The sequence below is a fragment of the Devosia indica genome (assembly GCF_003056405.1).
Lineage (GTDB): Bacteria > Pseudomonadota > Alphaproteobacteria > Rhizobiales > Devosiaceae > Devosia > Devosia indica.
The window spans coordinates 43310-54971 of sequence record NZ_PYVZ01000018.1; the positions used below are offsets into that span (position 1 = coordinate 43310).

Sequence of the window (11662 nt, forward strand, 5' to 3'; positions counted from 1 at the left end):
GGGAAATAATATGGCTGACTATCGAGTACCATCGCCGCTGGCGCGTGAGGCCATGGCCTATGTGCTGGCGGGTGGGCGCGGTACGCGTCTGATGGAACTGACCGACCGGCGTGCCAAGCCGGCGGTGTATTTTGGCGGCAAGTCGCGCATCATCGACTTTGCGCTTTCCAATGCCATCAATTCGGGCATTCGCCGTATCTCAGTGGCCACGCAGTATCAGGCGCATTCCCTGATCCGTCACCTGTCGCGCGGATGGAACTTCCTCAGGCCCGAACGCAATGAGAGCTTTGACGTGCTGCCGGCCAGCCAGCGGGTGCGCGAGGACATGTGGTATGCCGGCACTGCCGATGCGGTGTACCAGAACATGGACATCATCGAGGATTCCGGTGCCCGCTACATCGTTATTCTTGCGGGCGACCACATCTACAAGATGGACTACGAAATCATGCTCCGCCAGCATGTGGACACGGGCGCGGATGTTACCATCGGCTGCCTCGAGGTCCCGCGCATGGAAGCCACCGGTTTCGGCGTGATGCATGTCGATGGCCGCGATCGGGTGGTTGATTTCGTCGAAAAGCCCAAGGATCCTCCGGGCATTCCCGACAAGCCCGACATGGCGCTGGCCTCAATGGGCATCTATGTGTTCGAGACGCGCTTCCTGATGGAGCAGCTCAAGCGCGATGCGGCGACCGAAGGGTCCAATCGCGACTTCGGCAAGGACATCATCCCCTATATCGTCAAGAACGGCACTGCCTGGGCGCACCGCTTCCCGCGTTCCTGCGTCCGCTCGAGCAATGAAGAAGTCAGCTATTGGCGCGATGTGGGCACAATCGACGCCTACTGGAAAGCGTCCATCGACCTGACCGACATCAAGCCGCAGCTCGATCTTTATGATCGCGACTGGCCGATCTGGACCTATGCCGAGATCACCCCGCCAGCCAAGTTCGTACACGATTTCGACGGCCGCCGCGGCTCCGCCGTCAACTCGCTGGTTTCTGGCGACTGCATCATCTCGGGCGGGCATCTGCAGCGCACGCTGCTGTCGACCGGCTCCAGAGTGCACTCCTATTCCATGCTCGAGGAAGCAGTCGTGCTGCCCTATTGCGATATCGGTCGCAATGCGCGGCTCAAGCGGGTGGTGATTGATCGCGGTGTCAACATTCCCGAAGGCCTGGTGGTGGGCGAAGATCCCGAGTTCGACGCCAAATGGTTCCGCCGGTCCGATGAAGGCGTGACGCTGATTACCCAGGCCATGATCAACAGATATCTGGCGGATCGATGATCGAAGTTCTCTCGGTCGCTTCCGAAATTTATCCGCTGATCAAAACTGGCGGTCTAGCCGATGTGGCTGGCGCGCTGCCCGGTGCGCTCAGCGAATCCGGGGTCACCATGCGCACGCTGGTGCCCGGCTATCCGGCGGTCTTGGGCAAGATGTCCGGTGGGCGGGAAGTGGCGCGGTTCGAAGATCTGTTCGGCGTGTCCGCCCGGTTGATTGCCGGGCGGGTGGAAGGGCTCGACCTGATCGTGCTCGACGCCCCTTCGCTCTATGACCGGCCGGGCAATCCCTATATGGGGCCCGAAGGCTGGGACTGGCCGGACAATTGGAAGCGCTACGCGGCGTTGAGCTGGGTGGCGTCCGAACTAGGGATGGGGCTGGTGGAGGGCTATCGGCCGCAGGTGATCCATGCCCATGACTGGCAGGCCGGGCTGGCGCCTGCCTATGTCAAGTTCGGGCCGTCCTCGACCATCAAAACAGTGATGACCGTGCACAACATGGCCTTCCAGGGTACGTTCGGGGCCGAGATCTTCGCGCAGCTCAGATTGCCGGCCCGTGCCTTCTCCGTGGATGGCGTCGAATATTACGGCGGGGTGGGCTATCTCAAGGCCGGCGTGGAATGTGCCGATGTGGTGACCACGGTATCCCCCACCTATGCCGCCGAAATCCGTACGCCAGACTTTGGCATGGGGCTCGACGGGCTGCTCAATAATCGCTCGGCCACGGTGTATGGGGTGCTCAACGGCATCGACATGAATACCTGGAATCCGGCCACGGATCCGGCGCTGGCGCAGACCTATACAGCCGGTACCGTGCAGGGGCGCGCAGTCAACAAGCGTGCCGTGCAGGAGGCGTTTGGACTGGAGCCTCTGGACGGGCCGCTCTTTGCCGTGGTCAGCCGGCTGACCTGGCAAAAGGGCATAGACCTGCTCGCCGCCAATATTGCGCTGATCGTGGAATCGGGGGGGCAACTGGCGGTGCTTGGCTCTGGCGATACGGAGCTTGAAAATGCCATTCGCAGCGCAGCCAAGGCCCATCCGGGCAAGGTCGGCCTGGTGACTGGCTACAATGAAGCGCTCAGCCATCTGGTGCAGGGCGGGGCCGATGTGATGATGGTGCCCTCCCGATTCGAACCGTGCGGGCTGACCCAGCTTTATGCGCTGCGCTATGGCTGCGTGCCGCTGGTCAGCCGGGTGGGCGGGCTCAATGACACCATCATTGACGCCAATGTGGCGGCGATCCAGGCCGAGGTGGCGACCGGCGTGCAGTTCGCGCCGCCCAGCCAAGCGGCCCTTGCGGATGCGATCCGGCGCATCCTGGTGCTCTATGCCGATGAAAAATCATGGAAAAAAATGCAGAGGCGGGGGATGAAGTCGGATGTGAGCTGGGAAGCCAGCGCCAACCGCTATGCCCAGCTTTATGCCTCATTGATCGGATATTCGACAGATGACAGCCAAGACGATTGAGACAACACCCTATACCGACCAGAAACCCGGTACCTCTGGTCTGAGGAAACGGGTGCCGGTCTTCAGCCAACCCAATTATGTCGAGAACTTCATCCAGTCGATCTTTGACAGCCTGGAAGGCTTTGCTGGCCAGACGCTGGTGATTGGCGGGGATGGCCGGTTCTTCAATGATGTCGCGATCCAGAAGGCCATTCGCCTTGCCGCGGCCAATGGCTTTGGCAAGGTCTTGGTCGGTCAGGGCGGTATTCTCTCTACCCCGGCGGCCAGCAATATCATCCGCCACTACAAGGCCTTTGGCGGGCTGGTGCTGTCGGCCAGCCACAATCCGGGCGGACCGGATGGCGATTTCGGTATCAAATACAATGTGGGCAATGGCGGTCCGGCGCCCGAGCGGATCACCGACGCGGTCTATGCACGAACCCAGGTGATCGACAGCTACAAGACGCTCGACACGCCTGATATCGACCTCAATCTGATTGGCACGCAGCAGGTCGGCGGCATGGTGGTCGAGGTGATCGATCCGGTGGCCGATTACGCAGCGCTGATGCAGAGCCTGTTCGACTTCGATGCTATCCGTGCAATGTTTGCCGGTGGCTTCCGCATGACGTTCGACGCCATGCATGCGGTGACCGGCCCCTACGCTCACGCCATTCTTGAAGGCATGCTTGGGGCACCCAAAGGCACGGTCGTCAACGGCACGCCTTCGCCCACCTTCAATAACGGGCATCCAGACCCGAACCTGGTCTATTGCAAGGACATGTACGACCTGCTGATGACCCCGGACGGCCCCGATTTTGGCGCGGCCTCCGATGGTGACGGCGACCGCAATCTGATCATCGGCAAGAACCGCTTCGTGACGCCTTCGGATTCGCTGGCGCTGCTGGCGGCCAACGCGCATCTGGCGCCGGGCTATAAGCAAGGCATTGCCGGCATCGCCCGCTCCATGCCGACCAGTGCGGCCGCGGATCGCGTGGCCGAAAAGCTTGGCATAGAGATGCATGAGACGCCGACGGGCTGGAAATTCTTCGGCAATCTGCTTGATGCCGGCCGCGTCACCATTTGCGGCGAGGAAAGTGCCGGTACCGGTTCGAACCATGTGCGCGAGAAAGACGGGCTCTGGGCCGTGTTGCTCTGGCTCAACATCCTGGCAGTGCGCAAGCAGAGCGTCGACGAGATCGTGCGCGAACACTGGAAGATCTATGGCCGCAACTACTATACGCGGCACGATTATGAAGAGGTCGATGCGGCCATCGCCGGCAAGCTGGTCGAGGATCTGCGGGCGCAATTGCCGAACCTGGCCGGCAGGATTTTCGAAGATGACCTGCAGGTCGCCTTTGCCGACGACTTCACCTATCACGATCCGGTCGATGGCTCGACCAGCGCCAAGCAGGGCGTTCGCATTGGCTTTACCGATGGCTCGCGAATAGTGCTCCGGCTTTCCGGAACCGGCACGGTGGGCGCCACGTTGCGGCTCTACCTTGAACGCTATGAGGCCAGCGATGGACGCCATGATCTCGATACCCAGCTCGCACTCGAGCCCCTTATCGGGATCGCCGAGGCCCTTGCCGGGGTCAAATCCAGAACTGGGCGAGATGCCCCCAGCGTCATCACCTAGGTTCGCCTTGTCCACCAAGCCAGCATTGGTGCCCCATGGTGGGCACACAGACCATCTGGGCGCCTCCGTTACGACGGAGGGCGTCAATTTCGCCGTCTATTCTGAAAGCGCGAGCGCGATCTGGGTGTGCCTGTTTGACGAGCAGGACAAGGAGATCGACCGGTTCGAGCTGGACGTCCACCAGGACAATGTGCATGCCGGGCTGATCGCCAATGTCGGACCAGGCGCGCGCTATGGCCTGCGGGCCGATGGCCCCTATGATCCCGACCAGGGCTATTTCTTCGATCCGAACAAGCTTCTGGTTGATCCCTACGCACGCCATCTGGACCGGGTGTTCGTGCGCTCGCCGCGCCTGAGGCTGGCGCGCGAGGATGCGGTGGATACCGCTGAGCTGGTGCCCAAGGCCATCGTGCCGGGCGGCGGCAATGACCCCGCTCAGCCCCGAAAAAAGGCGCCGGGCCTTTACTACGAACTCAATGTGCGCGGGTTCACCATGCGGCATCCCAGCGTGCAGGGTCCGCTGCGCGGGACCGTGGCCGGGCTGACGACGCGGCGGGTGATCGATCATTTCAAGTATCTGGGCGTTGATACCATTCAGCTCATGCCGACAGCGGCCTGGATCGACGAGGGACATCTTCCCCAGCTCGGGCTCACCAATGCCTGGGGTTACAACCCGGTGGCCTATTTTGCGGTGGATCCGCGACTGGCCCCACGCGGCCCGCAGGAAATGCGGGTGATGACCGATGCCTATCGCAAGGCCGGCATCTCGGTGATCCTGGATGTGGTCTATAACCACACCGGCGAGGGCGACAGCCAGGGCCCGATCCTCTCGATGATGGGGCTTGATCCGCAGACCTATTATCGCTGGGTCGAGGTGGATGGCAAAAAGCATCTGGTCAACGATACCGGCACCGGCAATACGCTGCGCTGCGACCATCCCGCCGTGCAGCGTCTGGTGATCGAGAGCCTGCGCTATTACGTCGAGGAGTTGGGCGTATCGGGCTTCCGCTTCGACCTGGCGACCATTCTGGGCCGTGATCCGGGATTCAACCCGGAAGCCGAGATGCTGGAAAAGATCAAGGCCGATCCGGTGCTGAAAAAGGCGATCCTGGTCGCCGAACCCTGGGATCCGGGTCCGGGCGGCTATGGGTTGGGCAAGTTCGGCAAGGAATTTGCCGAGCACAACGATACCTACCGCGATGAGATCCGCGCCTTCTGGAAAGGCGAGAACGGCAAGATCGGGGCGCTGGCCGGCAAGGTGTCGGGATCGGCGGAAATCTTCGATGTTGCGGGCCGCAAGCCCAGCGCCGGGGTCAACATGCTGGCCGTGCATGACGGGTTCACCCTGCGTGACCTTGTCAGCTATCACGACAAGCACAACGAAGCGAATGGCGAGAACAATCGCGACGGCCACAACCACAATTCCTCTTGGAATTGCGGGGTTGAAGGCGAAACAGATGACGAAGCGATCAATCATGCCCGCAAGCGCGATGTGCGGGCGCTGCTGGCCACGCTGTTCCTCTCACGCGGGACACCCCTGATCCAGCAGGGCGACGAGATGTATCGCACCCAGCAGGGCAATAATAACGCTTATGCCCAGGACAATGAGATCACCTGGGTCGACTGGGAGAATGGCGACGGTGCGCTGGTGGATTTCGTCGGTGCGTTGCAAGCTTTCCGCAAGGCGCATCCCGCGGTCAGTCATGACCACTGGCTGACCGGCCAGGATCGCAATGGTGCCCGCGATGTCGTTTGGCTGCACCCGGATGGACGCGAAATGACCGAAGCGGACTGGAACGATTCCGGCGCCTCGGTGCTGGGCATGCATCTGCGGCACAAGGACGATGACGTGCTGGTCTGGTTCAACCGTCGCGTGGAGCCGGTCGTGGCGCGTCTGCCAGAAGGGGAGTGGGCCGTCGGCATCCAGTCCGACCAGTCATTCGAGGTCGCCTTCACTGAAGGCACGGCAACCTTGCCGCCCCGATCCGTGGTGGCATTGGTGCGGCCCAAGGCCAGCTAGGCGCCGCCAAACTCCCGGCGCAATTCGGCGATGGCAAGATCGAGGTAGTCGATGATCGGCCTCGTGCTGCCATCGCTGCGCCACGCATCGAGTGACAGGCGTGTCAGGCCGATCGCCATCTGGGCAGCAAGGCGCAGGGACATGTCGCTTTCCTCTGGCCAGCGTTCACGCAGCGCCTCAAGCAGCAAATGCTCGTCGCGGATGTAGTTCGCCTGCTTGCGCGACTGCACCGCTTCGATCGACATCATCAGCTTGTCTATGGCTACCAGTTCTTCCAGCGGATAGGACGCTGCGATCTTCCGCATGGCTGCCTGCAGGGTCTCTGCGGGTGAACCGCGAGTGGGTTCGGATGCCAGAGCCCCCACCAGTTGCTCACCCAGTCCGGCCTGCTGGGAGAGCAGAATTTCATCCTTGGACTTGAAATAGTGAAAGAAGGTTCGCCGCGAAATGCCTGCGGCCTCCGCAATGGCGTCTAGCGTCGTTGCCTCGTAGCCGTGTTTGGTAAACAGACTCATGGCGCTCTGGGTGATGCGCTTGAGGGTCTGTTGCCGCTTTTCTTCCCGGAGTCCCATTTTCATCCCAAGTGTCCTGACGCTGTCCTATCGCGGAAGGCGCCCTCTTGCAATTGTGCACTGAGTGCAATATTTAATTCTGCACTGAGTGCAAAATCGGAAGGGCTAGACAGATGAACAGATGGACTGCGGCGGATATGCCTCCGCAAGAAGGACGTGTGGCAGTGGTCACTGGAACGGGCGGCCTGGGGCTTGAGGATGCGCTGGCCTTGGCGCGGGCCGGGGCGGAGGTGATCATTGCCGGGCGCAGTGCCCGCAAGGGTGCCCAAGCGGTAGACAGGATCCGCAGCGAGGTGCCGGGCGCCAAAGTCCAGTTCGGGGAGATCGACCTGGCAAGTCTCAAATCGGTTGCGACCTTTGTCGCACGGCTTGATCAGCAGCGGAGCCATATCGACCTCCTGATCAACAATGCCGGGGTGATGGTGCCACCGCAGCGCAAGGAAACCGCGGACGGATTCGAGTTGCAGTTGGGGACCAATTATCTCGGGCACTTCGCCCTGACGGCGGGTTTGATGCCGCTCCTGCGCAAGAGCAAGCAACCGCGCGTGGTGACTCTTTCCAGCGTTGCGGCCCGCAACGGCCAGATCAATTTTGCCGATCTGCAATATGCGTCGGGATATGTGCCGATGGAGGTCTATGGCCAATCCAAATTGGCCTGCCTGATGTTTGCGTTCGAACTGCAACGCAGGAGCCTGGCCGGCAATTGGGGCATCACCAGCATCGCCGCCCATCCCGGCGTGTCACGCACTGATCTGCTGCATAACGCTCCGGGGCGGATGAGCGCGCAGGGGCTGGTCAGGACCTATCTGTGGTTCCTGTTCCAGCCGGCGGCACAGGGCGCCTTGCCGACGCTTTATGCGGCGACGGCGCCGGATGCCGAGGGCGGCGGCTATTACGGCCCCAATGGATTGTCGGAAACCCGCGGCTATCCGGCACCATCGAAAGTGCCGCAGCAGGCGCTGGACAAAGCGGTCGCCGGGCGGCTCTGGACCCTGTCCGAGCAGATGACCGGCATCACCTTTGGCGAATATGCCTGAGCGCTATTCCGCCGCCGCGGCGACAAACCCACCATGCTTTTCAATAAAGCCGATGATCTGGTCGAGGCTTTCGCGGCGCAGCAGGTCGGTGAAGACATAGGGCCGGCCCTCGCGCACCTTCTGCGTGTCGCTTTCCATCACCTCGAGGCTGGCGCCGACATAGGGCGCCAGGTCGGTATGGGTGATGATCAGGAGGTCAGAGCGCGAAATTGCGGGGCCGCCCTTGCGCGGGATCTTTTCGCCCTGGGCGACCGAAATCACATAGATGGTGAGGTCAGCCAGGTCGGGCGAGAAGGTGGCCGCCAGATTATCCCCGCCGCTCTCGATCAGCACGATGTCCAGATCGGGGAACTTGCGGTTGAGATCGTCGATGGCGGCCAGGTTCAGCGAGGCGTCTTCGCGGATGGCGGTATGCGGGCAGCCGCCGGTTTCGACGCCGACAATGCGGTCCTCGGAAATGGCCTGGGCGCGCGAGAGGATCAGCGCGTCCTCCTGAGTGTAGATGTCATTGGTCACCACGGCCATGGAATAGCGGTCGCGCATCGCCTTGAGCAGCATTTCACACAAGGTGGTCTTGCCCGAGCCGACAGGCCCGCCAATGCCGATACGCAGGGGTCCGTTGAGGCTCTTGGACATGACTTGCTCCATGTGTGTTTCAGATGAGACGCAGATAGATGAGTAGCAGGAAGCCCAGCCCCAGGAACAGGCAGAGCGGGGAATAGACCCGGCGGTCATTGAGACGGAAATTGGGTTCGGGCGTCACCCCCGCCCACCAGGGCGTATAGCCGATGATGCCGCGGGCCAGGAACACGGCAGCGAAGCCGAAACCGGTCAGATTGAGCTGCCATCCGCCGCTGTCGTGATCGGCCAGGGCCAGGGCAAAACAACCGGCGGTGAATGTGGCCACGGCGACAGCGAGCGAAGCCAGTCTGGGCGGCATGCGCTCGATGTCCTTGAAGCCCACCACCGTCTGGGCCAGCAGTTTCTCATCGCGGATCGGCCAGGTGCGGCCGAGGGCCCACATCAGATGGGCAATCGAGACAGAAAACAGGCCGATGAACATCAATGAGGCGAAAAGCATGTTCATGACCGGAAAATCCTCGTTCTGAGCGTTTCGTGCTGCATCTGCGCAATATCTGCGCCATAGGCCACGCCGCCAATATCGTCCAGTGCGGCATGAAGGCACAGATCGGCCATTTGCGCGATGGCCGGTTCGAGCGCCGCCATGATGGCGAGGCCGTCAGTCTGGCCGATGGGCACGAGGCGGACGGCCACCGACACCTGGCTATGGGCGGTTGTGGTGAGGAAGGCGATCAGCGTGTCGCGGCGATCGATGCCATGGGCACGAGCCAAGGCGCCAATGGCGATGGGGTAGGGGCAGGGCACGGGGAGCGGCACCGGCGTTGCGGCCGGCCATGCCGCGCTGGCGAGCACGAAGGCGTTCCCGGTGATGGTGGTTTCGGCGTGCCGCTCATGGGCGGCGGTCAAGGCGAGGCATAGATCGGCAAGTTCGGCCAGCTTTGCCTTGTCGGCATGAGCCTTATGGGCATGGCCGAGCAGGATCGCGTCGGTCTTGAGGGTGCCGTGATGCAGCACGCCGGAAATCCAGTCCTGGGCGGTCGCGCGGTCGGACACGGTGCCCTGCGCAATAGCGGTCTCAAGACCGGCGGACCAGGCAAAGGCCCCGACCGGGAAGGCCGGGGACATCCAGGTCAGCAGCTTTTGCAGGTCGGCGCTCACTTGCGGTTCAACAGGGCGTGGCCGCCATCGCCATGGGTGTGGGCATGATAGGCGCCATGTTCGGCAAAGAACGGTTCGGTGACATTTGCGACGCTGGCGCCCAGCCCTTCCAGCATGGTCTTGAGGACGTGATCGCGCTTGATCAGGATGCGGTCGGGTTCCAGTTGCGCCGGGGTATGTCGATTGCCGATATGCCAGGCGAGGCGCAGCAAATGGCCAGCATCCCGGGCGCGAATTTCGTAGAGCGGTTCCTGGGCCGCCAACACGCCGACCAGCTCGCCGCCCTCCAGTTCCAGCGCCCCGTTATGGTCGAGGGTCACTGTGCCGGGAAAATCCACCATGACTTCAGTGCCCTTGGCGCCGGTCAGCAGTTTGCGCCGTAGCCGGCGCTCGTCATGGGCCAGGGTGATGGTGTCGATGATGGGGGTCTTGCCGTGATTGGCGGGCAAATGAGCAGTGGCGCGGCGCATGGAAACTAACTGACCGTGTTGAAATAGCGGATGATGAGGAAGATTTGATAGGCGATATGCACCGCCACAATACTGAGGTGCAGGCGCTTGTCGGCACTGCGCCAAGCCAGGACACAGAGCAGAATCCCCAGGGGCACCTGACCGAAATAGCTCCAGTCGAACTGAGCCCAATGGGCCTGGCCCTTGATCAGCGTATCGATCGTGTCGAGCACGAAGGTGGCGCCCAACAGGCCGAAGAACCAGTGTCGCCGCTGGAGGAAGAAGTCTTCGTAGCCAGTATATTCGGAGATGGAATCGGGTGAGAGCAGGGCCGTCATCAGGAACAGCGTGGTGGCGTATCCCATGATGAAGAGCACGAGGCCAAAGTACCAGACGGCGATCTCGTGCAAGGCAAATTCCCACCACCAGAACAGCACCAGCTCAAGCAGCATCGAGCCGATCCAGAGCAGGTGCAAAAGCGAGCGTTTGGCGCGGTGTGGATGCTGGATGATGCCCGCAATGGTCATCAGCAGCCGGGTGATCCCCAGGCCGATGATCGTCCCCATGACGATGCGTATATGGGGAAACAGTTGCTGGGCAATGTCGGGCACCATGGGCGGATCAGGGCGTGTTGCTGGCTTCGGTGCAGGTAACGAGCGGCACGGCGTCCTCGTCCTGCATCAGGTCGCGCAGGGTGGCTTCGCCCTGATGGCTCCACCACTCATAGGGCCCAGAAACATAGCGCGCCCCCGAGGCCGAAAGCGTCGTGGCAAAGACCAGGTTCTGGCCTTCGACCGGTACAATCGCCAGGAAATTAGGGGCGGCGTTGATATATTGCACGCTCAACGCGGACTCGTCGTTGCAGAGATAGCTGACTGTGCGGCGCTCGATATTGCTGGCGCTTTCCAGCGTCAGGGTCAGCGCGGCCGAAGCTGCGGGCGTCGTCGGTACCGTGGCGAGCGTGGTCACGTCAGCCTGGGCAAGGGCCGCCGGAACGGCGAGCAGGGAAAATCCGACGGCAATCAGGGCTTTGGGCGAGAGCATGGAAGTGTCCTTTGGCAGCAGGGCAGTCATTGCGCGCCCATAATCATGGCGTTTGCGGGGAGAGACAATCTCTGCCGGTCGATCAGCCATTGAATCGCTGTGCCAGATCTTCGAAGTCGCCTTGCGAGGCAAGGTGAATTTCACGGATGATCCGCAAAATTGGTTTGAAGGCGAAAAAGGCCGATCCAGCAACAAAACACCAGATCGCCGGGGTCTCGAGCGCATTGTAGAAGAACATGATCGACCCGACGAGAAAGAGCAGGGCAGCCGACACATCGATCAGCGTGTAGGCCAGTTCGTAAAGCGCATAGAGCTTGCGTTGCGAGGGTGTCCGGGTCCCGCGGTCGCGCTGGAAATAGGGCATGGTCTGGCTCCTCGATTCTTGCATGGTCTATCTTGCCCGAGGGGAGTGACAGAGTGAAAGCTCTCGCGGGGAAACAGGG

The 11662-nt window shown here is 61.7% G+C and carries 13 protein-coding genes; 5 read left to right on the forward strand and 8 right to left on the reverse strand.

Annotated elements, in window-relative coordinates:
* The first annotated feature begins 10 nt into the window (after positions 1–10).
* Genes glgC through glgX form a run of 4 tightly spaced genes read left to right on the forward strand, consistent with a single transcriptional unit; the run spans position 11 to position 6377 of the window.
* A complete protein-coding gene (gene glgC, locus DDE76_RS15995; protein WP_104893786.1) occupies positions 11–1282 on the forward strand; it encodes a glucose-1-phosphate adenylyltransferase in 1272 nt (423 codons plus the stop codon).
* On the forward strand, positions 1282–2742 hold the full coding sequence (glgA, locus tag DDE76_RS16000) for a glycogen synthase GlgA (protein ID WP_104894969.1): 1461 nt from the start codon (positions 1282–1284) through the stop codon (positions 2740–2742). The genes glgC and glgA overlap by 1 nt, the downstream gene beginning before the upstream one ends.
* On the forward strand, positions 2723–4357 hold the full coding sequence (locus DDE76_RS16005; protein WP_104893787.1) for an alpha-D-glucose phosphate-specific phosphoglucomutase: 1635 nt from the start codon (positions 2723–2725) through the stop codon (positions 4355–4357). Before glgA ends, DDE76_RS16005 begins: the two co-directional genes overlap by 20 nt.
* A gap of 7 nt (positions 4358–4364) precedes the next feature.
* On the forward strand, positions 4365–6377 hold the full coding sequence (gene glgX, locus DDE76_RS16010; protein WP_245892006.1) for a glycogen debranching protein GlgX: 2013 nt from the start codon (positions 4365–4367) through the stop codon (positions 6375–6377).
* Here glgX and DDE76_RS16015 read toward each other — a convergent pair.
* A complete protein-coding gene (locus DDE76_RS16015) occupies positions 6374–6955 on the reverse strand; it encodes a TetR/AcrR family transcriptional regulator (RefSeq protein ID WP_104893789.1) in 582 nt (193 codons plus the stop codon). The two genes, glgX and DDE76_RS16015, sit on opposite strands and share 4 nt — an antisense overlap.
* A gap of 107 nt (positions 6956–7062) precedes the next feature.
* Between DDE76_RS16015 and DDE76_RS16020 the strand changes: the two genes are divergently transcribed.
* Positions 7063–7986, forward strand: a complete 924-nt coding sequence (locus tag DDE76_RS16020; RefSeq protein WP_104893790.1) for an SDR family oxidoreductase — start codon at positions 7063–7065, stop codon at positions 7984–7986.
* Between the two features lie 3 nt (positions 7987–7989).
* Here the strand turns inward: DDE76_RS16020 and ureG are convergent, their stop codons facing one another.
* The 7 genes from ureG to DDE76_RS16055 all read right to left on the reverse strand — a co-directional run bounded on the left by ureG (position 7990) and on the right by DDE76_RS16055 (position 11583).
* Complete coding sequence (gene ureG, locus DDE76_RS16025; protein WP_104894970.1) at positions 7990–8622, reverse strand: urease accessory protein UreG; 633 nt, start codon at positions 8620–8622, stop codon at positions 7990–7992.
* Between the two features lie 19 nt (positions 8623–8641).
* Positions 8642–9073, reverse strand: a complete 432-nt coding sequence (locus tag DDE76_RS16030; RefSeq protein WP_104893791.1) for a DUF3995 domain-containing protein — start codon at positions 9071–9073, stop codon at positions 8642–8644.
* On the reverse strand, positions 9070–9726 hold the full coding sequence (locus DDE76_RS16035) for an urease accessory protein UreF (RefSeq protein WP_245892007.1): 657 nt from the start codon (positions 9724–9726) through the stop codon (positions 9070–9072). Before DDE76_RS16035 ends, DDE76_RS16030 begins: the two co-directional genes overlap by 4 nt.
* Positions 9723–10196, reverse strand: a complete 474-nt coding sequence (locus tag DDE76_RS16040) for an urease accessory protein UreE (protein ID WP_104893792.1) — start codon at positions 10194–10196, stop codon at positions 9723–9725. The genes DDE76_RS16035 and DDE76_RS16040 overlap by 4 nt, the downstream gene beginning before the upstream one ends.
* A gap of 5 nt (positions 10197–10201) precedes the next feature.
* On the reverse strand, positions 10202–10789 hold the full coding sequence (locus DDE76_RS16045; RefSeq protein WP_104893793.1) for a hypothetical protein: 588 nt from the start codon (positions 10787–10789) through the stop codon (positions 10202–10204).
* Between the two features lie 7 nt (positions 10790–10796).
* Entirely contained in the window at positions 10797–11219 is a 423-nt protein-coding gene (locus DDE76_RS16050) for an MliC family protein (protein WP_157955857.1), read from the reverse strand.
* 82 nt (positions 11220–11301) lie between these two features.
* The gene (locus DDE76_RS16055; protein WP_104894972.1) at positions 11302–11583 is read right to left on the reverse strand and encodes a YrhK family protein; all 282 of its coding nucleotides are present in this window, start codon (positions 11581–11583) and stop codon (positions 11302–11304) included.
* Positions 11584–11662: the final 79 nt, after the last annotated feature.